The 18467-nt window shown below is 64.7% G+C and carries 16 protein-coding genes and 1 pseudogene; 10 read left to right on the forward strand and 7 right to left on the reverse strand.

Annotated elements, in window-relative coordinates:
- Window positions 1-51 precede the first annotated feature (51 nt).
- From ITJ62_RS02715 to ITJ62_RS02725, 3 genes are all read left to right on the forward strand, one after another.
- Complete coding sequence (locus ITJ62_RS02715; protein ID WP_194599582.1) at window positions 52-828, forward strand: ParA family protein; 777 nt, start codon at window positions 52-54, stop codon at window positions 826-828.
- 155 nt (window positions 829-983) lie between these two features.
- Window positions 984-1118 (forward strand): hypothetical protein, encoded by a 135-nt coding sequence (locus tag ITJ62_RS19155; protein ID WP_255515178.1) that lies wholly within the window; start codon window positions 984-986, stop codon window positions 1116-1118.
- A 70-nt stretch (window positions 1119-1188) separates the two neighbouring features.
- Entirely contained in the window at window positions 1189-1887 is a 699-nt protein-coding gene (locus ITJ62_RS02725; RefSeq protein ID WP_194599584.1) for a DUF3800 domain-containing protein, read from the forward strand.
- Window positions 1888-2045: 158 nt separating this feature from the next.
- On the opposite strand, the gene ITJ62_RS02730 is transcribed toward ITJ62_RS02725, so the two are convergent.
- The gene (locus tag ITJ62_RS02730; protein WP_194599585.1) at window positions 2046-2939 is read right to left on the reverse strand and encodes a hypothetical protein; all 894 of its coding nucleotides are present in this window, start codon (window positions 2937-2939) and stop codon (window positions 2046-2048) included.
- 508 nt (window positions 2940-3447) lie between these two features.
- Between ITJ62_RS02730 and ITJ62_RS02735 the strand changes: the two genes are divergently transcribed.
- Window positions 3448-3858 (forward strand): DUF2971 domain-containing protein, encoded by a 411-nt coding sequence (locus ITJ62_RS02735; protein WP_228497790.1) that lies wholly within the window; start codon window positions 3448-3450, stop codon window positions 3856-3858.
- A 22-nt stretch (window positions 3859-3880) separates the two neighbouring features.
- On the opposite strand, the gene dnaE is transcribed toward ITJ62_RS02735, so the two are convergent.
- The 4 genes and pseudogenes from dnaE to ITJ62_RS19260 all read right to left on the reverse strand — a co-directional run.
- Window positions 3881-7183, reverse strand: a complete 3303-nt coding sequence (gene dnaE, locus ITJ62_RS02740) for a DNA polymerase III subunit alpha (protein ID WP_194599587.1) — start codon at window positions 7181-7183, stop codon at window positions 3881-3883.
- Window positions 7180-7452, reverse strand: coding sequence for a hypothetical protein (locus tag ITJ62_RS02745; protein ID WP_079003036.1), 273 nt, complete (start codon window positions 7450-7452; stop codon window positions 7180-7182). The genes dnaE and ITJ62_RS02745 overlap by 4 nt, the downstream gene beginning before the upstream one ends.
- Window positions 7453-7561: 109 nt before the next feature.
- Window positions 7562-9013, reverse strand: a complete 1452-nt coding sequence (locus ITJ62_RS18875; RefSeq protein WP_370581851.1) for an ATP-dependent RecD-like DNA helicase — start codon at window positions 9011-9013, stop codon at window positions 7562-7564.
- A 372-nt stretch (window positions 9014-9385) separates the two neighbouring features.
- Window positions 9386-10240: pseudogene (locus ITJ62_RS19260) on the reverse strand (relaxase domain-containing protein); the annotation flags it as partial.
- A 475-nt stretch (window positions 10241-10715) separates the two neighbouring features.
- On the opposite strand from ITJ62_RS19260, the gene ITJ62_RS02755 reads away from it, so the two are divergent.
- The 3 genes from ITJ62_RS02755 to ITJ62_RS02765 are packed head-to-tail and all read left to right on the forward strand — an operon-like array spanning window position 10716 to window position 13965.
- Complete coding sequence (locus ITJ62_RS02755) at window positions 10716-11426, forward strand: hypothetical protein (RefSeq protein WP_194599589.1); 711 nt, start codon at window positions 10716-10718, stop codon at window positions 11424-11426.
- A complete protein-coding gene (locus tag ITJ62_RS02760) occupies window positions 11423-13249 on the forward strand; it encodes a hypothetical protein (protein WP_194599590.1) in 1827 nt (608 codons plus the stop codon). Before ITJ62_RS02755 ends, ITJ62_RS02760 begins: the two co-directional genes overlap by 4 nt.
- Window positions 13246-13965, forward strand: a complete 720-nt coding sequence (locus ITJ62_RS02765; RefSeq protein ID WP_194599591.1) for a hypothetical protein — start codon at window positions 13246-13248, stop codon at window positions 13963-13965. The genes ITJ62_RS02760 and ITJ62_RS02765 overlap by 4 nt, the downstream gene beginning before the upstream one ends.
- Before the next feature lie 735 nt (window positions 13966-14700).
- Here ITJ62_RS02765 and ITJ62_RS02770 read toward each other — a convergent pair.
- A complete protein-coding gene (locus tag ITJ62_RS02770; RefSeq protein ID WP_194599592.1) occupies window positions 14701-15393 on the reverse strand; it encodes a hypothetical protein in 693 nt (230 codons plus the stop codon).
- A 145-nt stretch (window positions 15394-15538) separates the two neighbouring features.
- Here ITJ62_RS02770 and ITJ62_RS02775 point away from each other — a divergent pair, with 145 nt between their 5' ends.
- A complete protein-coding gene (locus ITJ62_RS02775) occupies window positions 15539-15931 on the forward strand; it encodes a hypothetical protein (RefSeq protein WP_194599593.1) in 393 nt (130 codons plus the stop codon).
- Window positions 15928-16458 carry a hypothetical protein gene (locus tag ITJ62_RS02780; RefSeq protein WP_194599594.1) on the forward strand — a complete coding sequence of 177 codons (531 nt, stop codon included), beginning with the start codon at window positions 15928-15930 and terminating at the stop codon, window positions 16456-16458. The genes ITJ62_RS02775 and ITJ62_RS02780 overlap by 4 nt, the downstream gene beginning before the upstream one ends.
- 195 nt (window positions 16459-16653) lie before the next feature.
- Here the strand turns inward: ITJ62_RS02780 and ITJ62_RS02785 are convergent, their stop codons facing one another.
- Entirely contained in the window at window positions 16654-17247 is a 594-nt protein-coding gene (locus ITJ62_RS02785) for a TetR/AcrR family transcriptional regulator (protein ID WP_194599595.1), read from the reverse strand.
- 82 nt (window positions 17248-17329) lie between these two features.
- Here ITJ62_RS02785 and ITJ62_RS02790 point away from each other — a divergent pair, with 82 nt between their 5' ends.
- Window positions 17330-18283 (forward strand): zinc-binding dehydrogenase, encoded by a 954-nt coding sequence (locus ITJ62_RS02790; protein WP_194599596.1) that lies wholly within the window; start codon window positions 17330-17332, stop codon window positions 18281-18283.
- Window positions 18284-18467: the final 184 nt, after the last annotated feature.

Here is an 18467-nt window from a genome sequence, read left to right on the forward strand (position 1 = left end):
CCCGTCACACCATCCACCCTTCCGACAAACCATACGAATGGACGTCAACACATGCCTCACAAAGAAGCCATCGGCTCCCGCAAGGGTGGTGTCGGCAAGACAACCGTCGTCCTTGGTCGAGCAGACGCCCTCGCCCAAGAGGGGCGAAAGGTCCTCGTCATCGACCTCGACCCGCAGTCCGATGCGACAACCGTCCTCGGGAGACACGGTGAATACACCGTCTTCGACGTCCTCTACGCGGGTGACGCAGGAACGCTCGGTGCAGCGGCGGCTCCGACCGATTGGAAGAACGTCGACCTCATCGCCGGATCCCCGGATCTCGCGCGGATTGAGTCGGAATCACTCCTGACGCCGGAGTTGCGGCTCAAGACGTCCGCCTGGGGAAGCGCGCAACTCGACGCCTACGACGACGTCCTGATCGACACGCCACCAGCGCTCGGACGACTCACGCTCAATGCGCTGCTCTGGGCGGACAGCACCATCGTCGTCACCGACCCCACAGCCTTCGGCCTCACCGGCGTTGGACAGTACCTCGACACGGTGGCGAAGGTCCGGGCGCTCCCCCACCTGAACCCCTCCCTGCGATTCGCCGGCATCGTCGTCAACCGAGTCACACCCCGACTGACCTCAGAGCACCGCTACCGTTTGGAGGAACTCGAGGCCACCTACGGCGAAGTCTTGCTCCGCCCGTTCCTGCCAGAACGCACGGCGATGCAAGATGCGGAGAGCCGTCGTCGGCCGCTCAGCACGTTGACGACTCCCGGTGCACTGGTGCTGACCGAGCGATTCGCTGCACTCACAGCGGCGCTGCACGGAGTGGCAGCATGAGCGCAGACGACCGTCGCCCAGCACTGAGGAAGGCACCGACAGTCGATGACCTCACAGCGCTGACCTCGCCGGCAGGTCGCTCAGGCGGCGTGGCACCGTCCGGTGACCTCGCATCCCGTCGTCCAGGACCGGGCCGACCACGCGGTCGCCGTCGGATGGAACCGTTCTCATCGAAGATCGAGATCTCCCTCCGGGACGACCTCGACCGCTACCTCGCGATCCACGACATCAGCATCGTCGACTTCCTCGACGAGGCAATTCGCGACCGCCTTTGCCGCAATCCGTCATGACAGACGGAATGACGCACGGACGGGCAGGCGGCTATCTCATTGACTGCCTTGATCGACAGACAGACAGCACATGCTGATCGCCTACCTCGATGAGTCCTACACACGTGACTACTACTACATCGCTGCCGTGGTCATCGATGCGGAGCACGAGGACCGGCTCCGAGAGGCGATCGTGCGCGCGGCGGGCATTGCCGAGGCGTTCGGTCTCCCCCGTGACGTCGAACTGCACGCACACGAGATGACAGCGGGCAAAGGCGCATGGTCACCTCTACGTGGTCGCCACAGAGCGGTCGCGACCATCTACCGTCGAGCGCTCGAATTGCTCATCGAGGTTCCGGTCGAGGTCTTCGTCCGGGGACTCGACGTTGCAAGGTTGCACGCGCGGTACCGGTATCCGCGCCGGCCGCACGAGGTCGTCCTGCAGCACATCCTCGAGGAGCTCAGCGACCATGCTGTTGCCCGAGGCACGTGGCTTACCGTCGTCGCTGATGAACTGCCCGACCAGGCCGCCCTGCACGCACTCGTGCACCGATTCCGCGACATCGGGACGCCAGGCTATGCCTCATCGACGCTCACCGGTATCGAACTGCCGCTGAGCTTCAGAGCGTCGCGAGGCACTCCTGGCATCCAGGCAGCAGACCTCATCGCCTACCTGTACCACCGGCTGGATGGACACCCGGAAGGGGACGCGCGTGCACGCCGGTCCGCGGAGCGCTTGTGGGCCGCGATCGAGCCGGCAGTCGTCCACGTCTGGGTCTGGCGCCCTTAAGCACGAAAGCCCCGCGAAGCGGGGCATCCGGCGAACAACGTTCTGGTGACCAGCCCGTCGTGACCATCAGCCTACGCTCCCTCGGGTGTCCATGTGGCCATCAATTGTCGGCCGTTTAGTCTGCGCGGCCCCCTAAGAGCTGTGAGCCTGCACGCAATCTATGCCGATCTGAATGTTAGTCGCGCCTCCTCCACAGATATTTGCGCGAGTGACTTGATGTACTCATCAACAGGGGATTCGACGTCATCTGATTCCACCTGGACGAACCCCACTTGTCGCAATATGCTAGCCAGCTTTGACACCGAACGTTGCTCATTTCCCTGCCAGATCGATTGCGTGACCTGCTTCCATCGGTCCACGCTCAACGCCTCCACATAATCACGAATAGCCTGCTCCGCGAATTGGACACTGTTCATACGAGGACCAACAGCTTCATCAAGGCGCCTGACAAGTTTATGTGTCGCTTCGATGATTGAAGCTACCTCCTTGAAGCTCGGAGCCGCACCGTTGGAAATGCTCTGAATAAGTCTATCCACCTCTAAATGCCTGTATGCTCCCGAAATCTCATCGGCAAACTTCCGGAGTTGACCCTTGACCTCGCCGTCAAGATTTCCAGTAGTCGCGAAGTGCGCGATTCGATTGCGCCAATCCATCGCCGCTCGAACCAAGGCCAACTCAGCAGAATCTGGCTCGCCCAGAACTTCATTGAGTCGAACTAGTCTCCGGGATTTTCCATCGCCACTCTCACCCCTGATCAGCGCTTGCTCAGGCTCCGAAAAAACCCCCGCCGTCTTCCTAATTGAGGCTGCATATCCCTCGAAGGCCTCAACGATCCATAGAAGTGCAGTGCGGGTTGCGTACATGCGACTGCGGTCCGCAGATTGCACCACGTCCTTCGGATCCCAGGTCGTGGAGAACTCAGGTTTTCTCTCGGCCCTGCCAGACCGAACCTCATCGAGACCCACAAGAATGGTTACGAGGAAGTGGTTGTTCTGACCAGCTAGCTTCTTGAAATCCGATGCCGCACGACTACGACTCAATATCAACGTCACGTGCGCTGGCTCGATTTGAACGAGCATCTCTCGCTTTGAGGCAGCGCAGAGCGCCAGATAAAGGCGAGTGAATTGCCATTTATTCTAACAGCGCGGCAATGTACTTCGCCCTTAGATTACACATCGACGGGGACTTCTGTAAAGCACTCCATGCCAGGCGTTCGACCATGGCTGCGCACGATGCGTATAGGCTCGTCGCGTGCCCCCGTTTGACAGCGACGATTATCTCCGTCAGGTTCTGCGGTCATCGCGGCCTCGAGTTCCGCGCGGGACCTTACTCTGGCGTTACATGGATCTGGCGCGGTTCAATTCGATGTTCGTCGAGTCTGCTCTTGTATTTTCGCGTGCCGATACACTCGGAGACGACTGGGAGGGCGCTGTGCCGGCCGGCTCCAGGCGGAACGCCGGATGGAGTTCCGACCTGGACGAATCTGTAGCCGCTCTCGCCCGCCAGCGTCCGGGCCATCGGCACGTGTCATGTTGGCACGCGCAAGAGTACGAGTCCACGGTGATGTGGAACGCCTACGGACACCAGGGTGTGGCAGTTCGCACAGATATTGAGAAGCTCGAGACGGCTCTCGTCGGCCAGGCGGACATCGCTCTGGTCTCCTACATCGATTTCAGTCATCCTGACGAGTACTCACCCACGATCGACGACTATCTGTACAAGAAGCGCCGCGAGTTCGGAGCCGAGCGCGAGGTTCGCGCTGTCCTGAGCTCACCAATGACTGGCGCCGATCTCGCTCGACCGCCGGCGGTTCGCAAGATCGACGTAGACATCGCCTCCCTAGTCACTGAGGTTGTGGTTTCCCCCTTCTCGCCGCCCTGGCACCGCGCAATGATCCAAGGCCTCCTGAAGAGATTACGAGCGGAAGTTCCGGTCAGACAGTCCGCGCTCTCCGCGCCGCCGACCTACTGACCATGGAGAGCCGTCGACCGTGTTACACGACTCGCTGGCGCGGCCTGCTGACGTCCGGAGACGCTAACCCGGCGGAATCCTCTAGTGCTGCATCAGCCGTCCGGTGCGCATCCAGCAGGTCCCAAGCGTCAGCCCCCGTCACCGAAACACCGCGAGTGCCCGAGCGGCGCGTAATTCCGCGGACAACCATGTAGTGGGTCTGGAAGACGCCCGAACCGATCTGTTCTTGAGCATCGTGGAAGAACACGACGTTGGAGACCGGACCGGTGCCATCGTCAAGGGAGACGAAGACGACGCGCTTGCCGCCACGCATCGGCGGGGTGTTCGTCGCCCGACGGACGCCAGCGATGAGTACTTCGGTACCACCCGGCAGGTCCACGAGGTCACGCGCCGGCGTGACGCCCAGCTCCCGGAAGAGCGGGTAGAACCGTTCCATCTGGTGGCGGTTCACCGCCAAGCGCATCTCCTGCAGCTCGAGGTCAGTCTGGGTCCTGCCCCGCAGCTCAAGCGACGTGATAGTGCTGCGTTCGGGTACGGGCAGATCGAGCTCGAACGCGAGCTGTTCGTCGGCGATGAATTGGGCGCTCGTCGTCACTCCGGCGAGGTGGGCGAGAAGTTCGTGACGTCGTCTGGGGATGTAGTCGATGAAGGCGTCGAGCGCTCCAACGCGCGCCAGCGCCTCAAATGTGCGGCGGCGTGGACGGACTCGGTCACGGAAGTCCTGAAGCGATGAGAATGGCTGGTGCCGCGCGATGCGGGCTCGTTCCTTCTCGGTGCTCCCCTTCATCTCGACGAGCGACATTCGCACGCCGAGTCGGCCGTCGGGCGCTATCTCGACGACGTACTCAAACCCTGAGCGCTGAACATCGATCGGCAGGACCGGCACGCCGAGGTGGCGCGCTTCCGCGAGGATGAGATCCTTCGGCCACATCCCCGGGTCATGAGTGAGGAGACCGGCCATGAACTCGGCCGGGTGATGCCGCTTCAACCAGGCCGACTGGAACGTCGGCAACGCGAAGGCCGCTCCATGCGCCTTCGCGAAGCCGAAGGACCCGAAGCCGGCGAGGATCGTCCAGGCCTTGTCGATCACGGCCGGCCGGAATCCACGTGCCGTCGCACGGTCGCGCACGAAGGTCTCGATTCCTGCGAGTCGCCCGCGGTCCGCAAGCTGCCGGCGGATGACGTCGGCGGGCCCGAGACCGCAGCCGGTGAGTTCGTCGATGATCCGCATGACCTGCTCATGGAACACGACCACGCCGCGCGTCTCTTGCAGTATGGGCCGGAGTCTCGGGTCGATGTAGTCGGGCATCGTCTCGCCGTGTCGCACCTGCAGATATTGCAGCGGCATGTTGTTCTGCATCGGTCCGGGACGGAAGAGCGAAATCTCCACGGTGAGGTCGTTGAAGACCTCCGGCTGCAGTTTGCCGACCAGTTCCATCTGGCCGGGAGACTCGAGCTGGAAGACACCGAGCGTACGCGTTGAACGGAGCAGTTCATACGTGGGTTCATCGTCGAGCGGCAGGGCGTCGAGTTCGATGGTCTCGCCGGTCAGCCGTTCGTGCTCGCTGACAGCGTGGGCCATGGCTGACTGCATCCGCACGCCGAGGATGTCGAGCTTGATGAGGCCCATGTTGTCCATGTCGTGCTTGTCGTACTGCGACATCGGAAGGCCCATGCCCGACAGCTGCGTCGGCGTGCGGTTGAGCAGGGACGTATCGGACAGAATGACACCGCAGGGGTGGACGCTGATGTGGCGCGGCAGACGATCGAGACGCTCGGTGACGTCCACGAGCAGGTCGAGTTCGCGGGACTCGCGAACCGCGTCGGCGAGGTCGGCCAGCTCTGGCTTGTCGCGGAGGGCGTCGCGGAACTCGCGGGCGTTGAACCGCCACATCTGCTTGGCGATCATGTCGATCATCGACTCGTCCATACCGAGAGCGAGACCCGCGTCGCGGACGGCTCCACGCGAGCGGTAGGCGTTGGTCATCGACATGAGCGTGACGCGGTCTGAGCCGAAGCGAGCGAACACCTCGCGGTAGACGTCGTGTCGGCGGGCGGACTCGACGTCGAGGTCGATGTCGGGCAGGTTGGTGCGTTCGGCCGAGAGGAAGCGTTCGAAGATAAGCCCGTTGCTGATGGGCTCGACCGACGACGTGTGAAGGGCGTAGTTGAGGACGGACCCGACGCCCGACCCACGTGCCTGAATCCGAATCCCCATCTCGCGGATGATGTCGGCGACCTTGGCGACCGTCAAGAAGTAGGACGGCATGCCGAGCTGCTCCACGATCCGCATTTCGTGTTCGAGCGCCCGGTGCGCGTCTTCCAGTGAAGGCATCCCCGGCCGCGTGTACCGTTCATCGACGCCAGCACGCGCCCGCTCCCAGAGCGCCTGATGAGGATCTCCGCTGATGCCAATCACCGAGGCCTCCGGCATGCGCGGCTGCTTCCAGCCGACGTCGGACTCGGGGTCGAGGCCGCACCGTTCGGCGAGGCGCTCAGTCTCGGTCAGTAGTCGTTGCACAGCCCCGTCATCGTGTGTACCGGCGCCGACGATCATCCTGGCGATCTGACGCATCTGTTTTGCGGGCTTCAACCAGGCCTGTCCGTTCACCTGCAGGTCGTTCACGTCGTCGAGCTCTGCCAGCGGACGCAAAAATCTCGCGGCGTCCGCCAAGTCTGCGGTGGCGGCCTCGTCCGGAAGCCCGTATCGAACGGCGTTGGTGAGCACCGCAGGGATGCCGGCGGACTCCGCGAGGCTGAGCATCCGAGTCGCGGCCGCGACATTGCCCCGCACCCCTTGATCAGTGAGATGACAGACGACCTCGATCACAAGATGACGCGCTGGTAGCCGTTCCCGCCACCGATCGAGAGCCGCACCGGCGCCGGCGTGATCCCGGTGCTCGATCGCTTGCCCGACATCCGACTCAGGGCCGAGCATTACCGTCAGCGCGGGATCGTCGGCGAGGATCGCGGCGAGTTCATCGCGAAGGATCGCCGGTTTCTCGCGGCGACCATGCGCCGCACTGACCGTCCGACACAGTTGAGCGAACCCAGCTCCACGATTCTGACCATGCGCGAGCAGGACGATTCGGCCGATCGGTTCCTGATGTTCATCGAGGACGGCGAGGTCGGCCCCAAGCCCCGGCGAGATGCCCGCAGCCAGGCACGCTCCGACGTGTTTCGGTCCTCCGTAGAGCCCGTCGCGGTCGGTCAGGGCGAGGAACGATGCCCCGTCTTCCGCTGCAAGACCGGCCAACGCGGCGCTCGACGTGACGCCATAGTGTGCGGAGAGGTGGGAGGCGACGTGGAGGTGGGAGAAGCTCACGTCCAGGCGACCGCGAGGGTCCATCTGCCGGTGGTGTCGCGGCGGAGGTCGTAGCGGGTGGGCTCCTCGTCGCCTCGCGCTGCGTCGACCCGCCAGGTCTCGATATCGATGCGGGCTGGCGAGGAGTCGCCTGTCCACCAGGCTTGGCGGGAGAACAGCGCTTGCGGCTGGCCGATGACCCGGTGTTCGAACCGTTTCCACACGAACGCCAGCGGATCACCGTCCGCCGCGAGATCAACATCTACTGCTTCGTCAACGATCGTCGCCATGCCACACCTCCGATATTCGAACACGTGTTCGATTAAGCGAGTGTACGTCGTGTCGGCGACAACGGACGAACCCATCTCCCACCCCCGCGATCCGCGGCCCCCGGAAGCGTCAGATGCTCACTTCGGCCGCGGCCGTCATCCGGGCCGCGCGCTCAAGGTCGACCCGCGCCGCGTGCCGTGTGGCACTCTCGGTCGCTTCCGTAGCGCCGAGCGCAAGCAACTCGGCGATCTGCTCGCGGAGGTCGAAGACCTTCGGCGGGAGTACCAGTGTGTTCTGGAGCTTTCCGCGAGTGAGACCGACGTAGACGGCCGCGCCGTTCACTGCACCCGACGTGTAGCTGACGTCAGCGGTCTCCCCCTGGGCGCCATGCGCCGTGGATGCGTAAGCCAGGTGAACGTGCTCAGCGATGTAGCTCGCGGGCACGTTCCGGACGCGGCTTGGGGCCGAGACGGATTCGAGGGAGGCGTGCTCACCGGCGATGCTGCGGACTCGCCAGAGCTGACGGTTGCTCACGCCCAGGTTCTTCTCGTTGGCTCGGCTCTGGACGAGGTCCCCCTCGTAGACGGGTTGCGAGTCCTGCGCGAAGAGCACGGAACACGGCTGCAGCTCGCCTCGCGAGAGTCGGAGTCGCTGGATCGTGTCATTGATCCGCTGCGCTTCCTCGTTCGTCGCCGTCACCAACGCAACACGTAACCCTGCCGCAGTGTCTGCGAGATACCGTTCGGCGAGGTAGGCCGTCGGATCCTGACCGGGCTCCAGTTCGACGAGATGGCCGCCGGCGATGAGACGATCTGCCACGGCAAGCCGATCATCTTCGCTCCCTGCATCGCGCAGGGCAATCGTGAGCTGCGCGTACTCGCGGTCGATCGCCCCGTCTGGCTTGCGGAAGCGGTGGACGTCCTCGAGATCGACGCGTGCCGTCGCGGCCTCGGTCGCCAACAGCATCGCTCCAGAGTGTCCAACTGGGCGCGACTGCATCGGGTCGCCGACAAAGGCCAGGTCGATGCCGGTGTGCTCTGCGGTGATGCAGAGCGCGCGTGCGGCCTCAAGGTCGAGCATGCCGGCCTCGTCGACGATGACGCGGTCCGTGCGGCGGAGTCGGTAGCGGCGAGGGATCGGGTTGGCTGGACGTTCCCAGGTCCAGACATCGCGGCCGGCGTCATCTGTCTTCCAGGTCCAGCCATGCGCTCGAAGCATCTCGTGCACGCTCGTTGCATCGGCGCCCGTCTCGGCACAGGCGACCTGTGCGGCCTTCCGCGTCGGTGCAAGCAGGAGCGGGCGACGGCCGTTGCGGCGGAGCAGGTCGCACGCGACGCGCAGCATGGTCGTCTTGCCTGTTCCTGCAGGGCCGGTCACGGTGACGAGCCGATCAGTGCCCGCCAACACTGCGGCGGCGGCTCGTTGCCCATTATCGAGCGAGCGACCGGTTGGAAGGGACGCGCGCTCGGCGCGGGAGACCGCCTCTTCGGTCAGAGACCGTCCTGGGGACGTGAGTGCGACCATGCGGCCCTGGACGTCCCGCTTCAGCGTCGCGGTGTGGTTGGAGAGGTAGCCCTTCACTTGCGGAGGTACTTCGTCGGCGCCGAGCAGGTCCGTGCAGCCCTTGTCGACGGCGCGCTGAAGCACCTGCTCGACGAGTGGTTCGAGCTGGGAGCGTTCAGCGACAATTCCCGTTGTGGCGAGTGCCCGGAGCGCTCCGGCGCGGACGTCGAATCGGCTGAATCGTCCTCCACTCGGCGTCGAGCGTCGGTCAGCATCGACGACCGCCCGCCTCGCGAGCAGATCGACGTCGAGATCATCGAGGTTGCTCGCCACCGATGCCGCTGGCGCTCGCTTCTCGGCCAGTTTCGGGTCGAGTTCGATGATCTCGTCCCGGACCAGGTTCAGCCAGTCCGCTTCGTCGATTGCGGGAGGCTTCGCGGGGCGCGCGTATGCGTAGGCCCACTGGTCGATGGCGGTCAGGTCCTGCGGCGATGGTTCAGCGCCGGGGTGTTCGAGCCGCCACTCATCGAGCCGGTTGGCGCGGTTCCGCTCGATCTGACGCGACCGCTTCGACAACGGCCGCACGATGTGAGCGAGCTGCTCGATCTCGCCGTCATCGCCGATACTGAAACCCCTCCTGGCGAGGGTGGCGATCCATTCCGGGTCCGTCCTCGCGGCGAGGTCGCCCTCCGCGTTGATGACGGTCTGGAAACGCAGCGCCACTCGGGAGTCGATGTTGCTCCAGCGCCCGTCCTCTCCCAGCACCTTGATGTTGAGCCACAGGTGCCGGTGCTGGTGGGGATCAAGTGCGCGCGACCGCGCGTGGCGGAGTTCTACGATCTCGATACGCGTCAGCGGCATGCGGCGGTGGCCGGCTTTCCCACGACGCGCATTGAGCTCAAGCTGCCAGGCGAGGATTATGCGTTCGCGGAGGCGATCCTGGAGTGCGTCGTACGCTGCCGCGACCTCCGGATCGAGGATCGCAGCAATGGAGAACGATTTCGACGCGTTGATGGTGGCGTCGAGGAGCAGATCTGCTCGAGGTGAGGGGTTCCGGATGCCTCGCATGACCTCGGTGTCGGGATCACGGCCAGCGACCCAAGCGGCGAGTTTCTGTCGGTCGAGCTGATCGGAGGTGATCTGTTCGTTCTCGACGATGAAGCGGGTGACGGTCTCGGGTGCGTAGCCGAGCGCTCGTGCGACGCCAGCGGGCGTGCCGACAGTTGCATCGCAGGACCCACCGAGCGCGTAGTCGACGGCCTGCCGGAGTCCTTGCGAAGCGATACCCCGCTTCCACCTGACCATGCCGCCGCGCACGAGTGCCTCCCTGCCAAAGGCGGTCGTTCTGCCTCACTAGCTCTTGCCGCTGGTGGACAGCCGGCGCGGACGTGGCCACCCCGGTGCCTGCGTGCATCCCTGACTCGGCACCCCTGTCCCTGTCGCCTCCGGCTCCGGGTCGGCGGCATCCCCCCCCCCCCCGCCCCTCCATCGTTGGTAGCCCCGTCATCGATGCCCGTCGCTAGTCAATTGGTGCCAACACTCTGAGCCATGTCGGCCATTCGAGGGCAAGGCGAGCGGAGCGAGGCGCGGCAGCCCGAATGCGGGACCGGAGATGTGCCCGCGCACCGCCTGCCTCGATGGTGTTGGGGCGGGGAGTGGCCGACGCCGAACAGCGGGCCAAAGTCGCAGGACGCGTCCGCCTGATTGTCGGGACGCCCACAAGAGCAGGAGGTGGCGCACCAGCGCTCACCTCAACTCGCGCAAGCGACGGAAGGACACCATGGCCCTGCCCCTCTCACTGCAGCTCGCAGCGACCGCGTTGAGTGCGACCGCGCTCGGTACGACCGGTTCGACGATCCCACTCGACGCGCCAGCACCCGCAGCCATCGTCACAGCCTCGGGTTCCGCAAGCCCCTCGGTAGCGGAAGTGGGCGACTGCGTCGGCTTCGCACTCGACGTCTCTGGCACCCAGGATGGCATCGCGGTCGAACCGATCACCGCGGCGCTCACCGGGCCCTACGAGGGCTGGCCTCCGGTCGGCTCGATCGCCGACGCAGCGACGGCCGGCTCGTTCTCCGCGACGTGGACAGGCTCTGAGTGGAATTACGACGGCGACTGCGTGAGCGTCTGGGCCGCTGGCGGTTACGCCTGGACGCTCGACAACCCAAACGATCCGGAAGGTCTCGACCTGATCATCCATGAGTCGTCCGTCGTCGATGTCACCGAGCCGGCCGTCGTCGACCCGGAGGACGGCGACGAGACCGAGCCACCCGTCGAAGATGAGGACGAGGTCGGCGGCACATCGATCGATGTCGTCGCAGATCGCTCTGGCGGGAGCATCGGGACCAAGCGTCCACAGCTCGCCGTCACCGGCGCGAACGAAGAACTCCTCATAGCCGGCGCTGCGGGAGGCCTGCTCGCGATCGCCGCGGGGGTGGCCCTCGCCTTGCGGAGCCGACGAAGCCGAGCTCGGGCGGAGGACGCCGCATGAGCCGCCGTATCCTGACCGCGGCCGGCGCATCGATTCTGCTTGCCACCACGCTGAGCTTGCCTGCCCTTTCGGCGAGCGCTTCGGTTCCCGCCGCGGAGGACACGTCGGCCGCTGCGGACAGCACCGCTCCATCCCCTCGAGCCACCACCGCCTATGGCTGGGGCCAGCTCGTGAACTACGTCACCCCGGACGGCTCTTTTGCGTACTGCATCGACGTCCAAGCCGACTGGCCATCAGGTGCGACCGGCGGCGGAACGCTCGTCGGCGGGATCGGAGCAACAGCCGGGACGCGCGACGTCGGCGGCACGGAACTCGCAATGCTCAACGCGGGCCTCTCCCAGTTCGGGCAGACCACGGACAACGACACCGCAGCAGCCGTCGCCGCGTTCGTCTACGCCTTCACCTCGCAGAACCACCCCGGCTACGACGGCGCCATCCACTACATCAGCCAGAAAGCCGACGGCCACGACGCCACCGTGACCGCAGCGTTCAACAGCATCTGGGCATGGGTCGGCGAGAACTGGGCTGCCGCAGCCGGCTCGAACACGGCGACCACAGCCATCACGATGACCGACAGCACCACCGGATACATCGACGTAACCGTCGACCCCGCCGCCGCTGCCGGCACGCTCACCCTCACCGGCGCGCACCAGACCAGCACCGGCGCGACCTCGGTGGCCGTCGGCAATGGATCCCGCATCGACATCACCGGCGATCCCGCCGACGGCATCGCGGACTACGACATCCGCGCCGACGGTTCCTGGAGCACGCCCGGCGGCTACGCCTCCGAGGCCTGGATGTACGAGACGCCCGGCCAACAGCGCCTCGCCCGCGGCAGCGAGAACCGCTCCCCTATCCCGTTCACCTCCGAAGCCAGCACCACCGCCTCGACGGTCTTCCAGCCGATCGTGACGAGCGAGATGCAGCAGACCCTCGTCCCCGTCGGCGGCACCATAATCGACCACGCCACCTGCGACCTCTCCCCCGACAGCACCAGCACCGCCTGGCGACGCAACCAAGACGGCGACGGCGTCGAAGTCACCTGGGACGTCGCGATCTACGCCAAGCTCCCCGGCGAGGACAGCCTCCCTAAGGTCCCGGAAGGGCGGGCGGCGCTCGGCACGGCCACCGCCACCTGTGACGGGGTCGGCGACGTCATGGAGGCCAGCTTCCCCCGACCCGAAGAAGTTGACGGGCCGATCACCGCCGTCTGGTCACTCGACCTCGAGAAGCAGCCGGCGACAACCAAGCCCGTTCTGCAGGGACCGTGGCACGACGCGTTCGGGCTGCCCGACGAGACCACGGTCATCCCCCGTGTCACGACAAAAGCCGTGCCGTCGGTGATGGAGGGAGAGCAGTACGGCGACACCGCCCACCACGAAGACGTCGCCCTCTACCCCGACACCGCGGTGCAGACCTTCACCGCCTACCGCATCACCGACGGCCAGCCCGTCTGCGATGCCACAACCGAATACCTGCCGGAGTCGGCGCCGATCCTGGTCAACGGCCGCACCGATGTCCCCGGGCCGACATTCACTGCCACCCGCGACATGGGCACCGGGGTCAACTGGCTCGAACGCACCTACGCCGACGACACAAAGCAGGTGCTCCTCAGCGAAGGTGTCTGTGGGCAGGAGGGTGAGCAGACCCTCTTCCTCGACCGCCCCGGACAGAAGCTCGCGAGCACCGGCTACGACGGCGCCACGCTCGCCGCCGGCGCTGCTGCTGCCACGATGCTCCTCGGGGCCTCGCCCTTCGTCGTTCGTCGTGTCATGCGACGCCGAGCCAGCCTGACCGACTCGAGCGAGGGACTTGCAGGATGAGCGAAGAACAGACCGACCCCTCGTCGGACTTGAGCCAGGATCAGCATGGGTGGGTGAGGGCCTATCGCTATGGGATGCGACTCGGAGATCTCCGCCCGTTCTACCTGGACGCCCACAGCGACTCACGTCAGGCTGAGGAGGATATTCAACGCAGAGTTGTCAAGGCACAGCTGGATCTGCTGCTGCGGTTCACTGGGGCGTCCTACTTCGACGTCGACCCCGACCCCGATTCCTGGCTCGATACGTTCTACGTCTTGGCAGGCCAGTGGAATGGTCGAGATGCCGGGATCGACGAACAACTGGAGAGCATCGACCAGGTCCTCTCGCAGACCGGAGGGCCGCTCTGGCGCCCGGACTTGTACCTGCCCTTGGATGAGGTTCGCGAAACAGCTGTGGGCACTGTGCCTGCGGCCCCAGAAACCGCACCGTCGATTACCGCTTCGAGCTGGCGAGAGCCACCCCGTCTCATCGACTGGACTCCAGACGAGGACCCAGCCGCAGAGTACCTCCGGGAGCTCCGCGCCAGTCGTCAACGCGCGCAGGAGTCGGGTGGGCCCGATCTCACCCCAGACGAGCCACGTATCAAATCGAACGGACGGTTCACGGACCTGGCTCGGAAGCTTTCGAGGACAGCCCTCCAACCTCGCTCGGCCGATACCCACCACGACGCTCATCCGCCGCGTCGATCCGTGTCCGGCGAGGGTCTGCAACTCTAGAAGCGCCCTTCTGCGCGGGAAGCTGCAGCGCCGAAGGAACCGGCGACAGCGAATCCTCGTATCGCGCCGAGCGCGACATCGTGAAAGTCCCGACGCACCGTGAGACTGACGCAAGGAGGCTGGTCTCGATCGAGTGCCTTGCCCAGCCGTCGAGGCCCGCCTCCGGCATGCGCTTCGAAGCGGTACCGCTCGCGAGCACCCGCCCTTACCAAAGCACGAGACAGTCTCTCGGAGGTGGGAAAGGTCGCATCATGATTCGCGCTGAAATCCGTCTCATAGAACGAAGGACCTCCACCGAACTACCGATAGGCAGGGCACCAGTCCAGGCGAGATCCGTTCCGTCGATCGCGACAGTGCCACTGCTGGAGTTCTCCGAGGAACGCTGGCCCACCAACCAAGCACTGGTGGGGTCTGCGAGCACGTTGCCGATTAGGTGGTTTCCCTGCTCGGCCCAGGTGAGTACCCCGACTGAATGGACCACCGTGTACGTCTCGCCCACCGAGATGGTACCGATGATGGTAAAGCGGCCGTCGTCGCCGACAGCTCCGAGGATAAGGTTCCCGATACGGGGGATGGGCTGAGAGCCCATGAGCAATTCCTCATGCTCGACGAGCCGTCGCCCGTGCAGGCGGTCGAGGTGCCCGGCGGTGCCCGATACTCGCGGAAGGCGCGCGAGTCTGGAGGCCCTCGACTGAGAGCATCTATCTACGCTCGGCTCCTACGGTGCCCACGCGTTCAAGAATTCGAGCTACCTCCAGAAGTTCCACCCCGAGGACAGATGACCCTCATCTGGCCGTGATGCCACTCTCGCACCGCAATGGGACGCCCTTCCTTCACTGGAACCACCAGTTCAAAGAACACACGCGACTGACCCCACCATTCCTTTGCAACTTTCAGTCGGTATGCGCGGTGATGCCATGGCTTGTACCAGCGTTCACCCGATGCCATGGGGCGATACCGGGTGGCTTGGGCGATACGGGACCACTCCACGTCGTACTTTTCAGCAACTCGATGTGCGACTTCCCCCAACCACCACTGGTTCGTGTATTCCAGCCGTCGACGAAGAACAAACCGCCAGCCGACCGAAATCAGAAAGCAACTCCCTACAATCGTTAGCACGGGTCGATCTGGTGCGTCAATCGCGTCGATCCCGTCGATCAGGATGCTGCTGCTTCCATCCAGCATCGACCTCTGCGCCCAGACAAACCAGGCAGCGGATGCACCCATGAGTGCAATCGAGGCCGCATTGGCCTTGACCTCTAGCTTCGGCGCAAGGGCATGTCGCGGCTGCGACGGAACGTCTCTCGCGAGCAGCCTCACAAGCCCTGCGGCGATTGCGATGACAAGGGCGACACCATAAGTCGCGATCCACCCCGATCCACTCGTGTTGATGAGCACGGGCCGCGCGCCCACCCCCTCTTGTTGCATCGTTCGGCACTCTGCTCCCATGTGCATTCCCCCCGGAATCGTGCAGTCTCTCGAGAGTATGGGACAACGAGGAAAACCTGGTTGCTCATCCACTCCAAACCGGATGACGTTATAAACGTCAGATTTATCAATCAGAGGAGCATCCATGACCAAGACCAACACCCACCCCGAGCCCACCAGCCCCGACACCCTCGGCCAGGCTTGCGACATGTTCCTCGAATGGGACCGCAGCGTCTACGGCACGATAAACGTCGCCGAGGGGATGATCCTGTCCGACCTGTTGGCCAGCCTCGGCCGCCCCGAGGTCGCTGAGCACATCGCCCGCAGCGTATGGAAGGCCGAGGACGAGACCGAGGCTGACCCGCTGCCCTGGGCGAATGGCCACGGCAGCCGGAAGACCGAGCAGTCCATCACCTTCGAGGACCGGTACGAGCGGATGGGCATGGAGCAGTTCCACTTCACCCCGCGCCCCAACCCGTTCGACCTCCCCGACGTCGTCGAGTTCTGGGCCGCACAGGGCGAGGATGGTGCCGCGTGAGCGCCGCCGAGCTTCTCGAGCAGATCGTCGAGCTGCGCGAGACGATCGGGTCCAACCCCCACCCCGATGACTTCGTCGGGGAGCGGGAGAATTTCGCCGCCCTCGAGGCGCAGTACCGGGCGGTCACGACCGAGAGCCAGCGGAAGGCCGTCGACGGCGAGGGCGGCGGCATGTTCACCCCGCACGTCGACGGCGACGAGGTCTCCTTCACCACCCCGGAGGGTGAGCGGCTGCCGTTCACGATCTGGGCCGGGTGGTCCTCGGCGAGCGTCGGTCTCCCGCTCGTCACCGTGGACACCGAGGGTGACCTCGAATCGCCCGCAGGGCCCGTCCTACGGATCTCGCTGAACGATGAGCCGATCTACGAGCCGGAGGCCGCGACCGAGCCATCTGCGGCCGCTGCGGGGCAGAATCGCGGCGACGTCGCCTGGTGCCAGGCCGAGAATGCCTCGCGCGTCTTCGACGGCGAGCGCTGCACCTCCTGCGGCGCGGACTGGCAGACCGGCGAGGTACCCGCGGCCGGATGAGCCGCACCTGGGGTCGGTGACATCCCGCCCGACCCCAGGTGCGAACCGGCGCTCGCTGCTGGACACCGACGAGGCAGGTGTTGCCGGAGTACCGCGACCCGCTCACCACTGGTCGACCGTAAACGGTCGTTCGTGGACGTCACCCTGCGTTTTTCGGAAGGACTCGCATCAGGGCTTCGGCAGCCCCGTCGACTGTCACACCCATGAGTCGGGCACGGAACCGCTCGCACGGAGAGCGTCAAGGGTAAGTTGCGAGAAGCGTCGCGCAGCAGCAACGCGGTCGCGCTCTGTCTCCCCTTCAATGCCGCGTCCCGCCGAGAAGACGAGTATCAGGTCATCGAGCGTGAGGTCTGCCCGCAGCCGTCCTGAGCGCCTGGCCTGAGTGATTAGCGTTGTGAGGGTGCGAAGGAGCTCGTTTCGACGCCCTGCGCTGCGTGGTGACGTTTTTCCTTGCGCGATGGCCGACTCGACGAAGCCCCGATTGCGAGCATTGAATTCTAAGGTGTGCTCAATGAGCAAGCGGATTCCGTCCCGCGGATTCTCTAACGCCAAGGCCTGACGGACGATGGCTTCGCAGATATCGTGCTCATCTGCAAATGCTGCTTCGACGAGTTCCTGCCGAGAGGGAAAGTGGCGGTATAGGGTCGCGGTCCCAACGTTGGCATGACGCGCGATTTGCCGGGTCGTCACCTCGAGTCCGTGTCTGCTGAACAATTCTCGCGCGGCGTGCAGCATTTGCTCGCGGTTTACGCGAGCGTCGGATCGCAATTGAGCCACTTTTTGCCGCATGCATCTCAGTTTACTTCAGCGAGCCCTGGCGATCGTTAGGGTCGAGCTTCATCAGTTCACTCTCGTACGTTCAGGAGACCTCATGCGCGCCGTGACCATCACTTCATTCGGTTCCCCCGACGGACTTGCGCTGGCCGAAATCCCAGAGCCAACCCCGGGCCTTGACGAAGTGCTTGTTCGGGTTGACGTAGCTGGCGTCTCGGGGTTCGACACGCTTGTACGCAGCGGTGCTCTCGCCTACCCCGGTGTGCGCACCGGCCACGTGCCGGGCATTGAGGTTGCAGGCACCGTCGAGTCCGTCGGAGCGCATGTGAACCCTGCCTTGCTCGGACGGCGAGTGTGGGCATTCACGGGCGTAGGGGGCGGGTATGCGGAGCAGGTAGCTGTGGCATCGAGCGCCGTCGTGCCGCTCGAAGACGACCTTTCTTCGATGGATGCGGTGGCTATCGGGGTGTCCGCCCCGGTGGCGTACTTCGCACTCGAGCAGGCACATCTGCGATCCGGAGATCAGGTACTCATCCGTGGAGCATCAGGGAGTATCGGTATTGCTGCGGTTGAGCTTGCACGTCAAGCCGGTTGCGCTGTCACCGTCACGACCGGGTCGTCGGCGCGCGGTCAAAGGCTTCGGGAACTTGGAGCCTCGCACGTCGTCGACCGGAACGGCGAGGGCAGAGGTCCGGATGGCTACGACGTCGTCCTCGATCTAGTGGGCGGCGAAGACGTACAGAAGTTCCTCGAACGCCTCTCGCCGAACGGTCGATACGTGCTTGCCGGAGCAATCGCGGGATGGCCTGATCCAGGCTTCGGAACTCACCTTCTGCAGGCATTCCAGAAGTCGCTGACCTTCGGGACCCTCAGTCTCGACTCAATCAATCCAGAGCGTCTAGACACTGTTCGTACCGAGATGTTCCAGAAGGTTGTTCGGAACACTTTGACGCCGGCTGTTGAAGGAGTGCTCTCGCTGGCTGAGGCGGCCGAGGCTCATCGACGAATGGACTCTGGTGCGGTTTTTGGCAGGATTGTTTTGTCCATATGAGCGGAAGACGACGCCCGCACCATCCTCGTCACCGCCGTCCACGAAGCCGCCCGCACAGCGGAGGACAGCGCCCTTCGGGCAGGGGATTCCAGTGACCCTGACACCGAATGGGCCGAGGGGCAAGAGCGTCAGGCCCGCACCGCACGGGCCCTTGCGCCGGCACGTCGAGGTCGAACGGCTCCCC

This window comes from Plantibacter sp. VKM Ac-2876 (assembly GCF_015350715.1).
In the GTDB taxonomy this organism is placed as follows: Bacteria; Actinomycetota; Actinomycetes; order Actinomycetales; family Microbacteriaceae; genus Plantibacter; species Plantibacter auratus.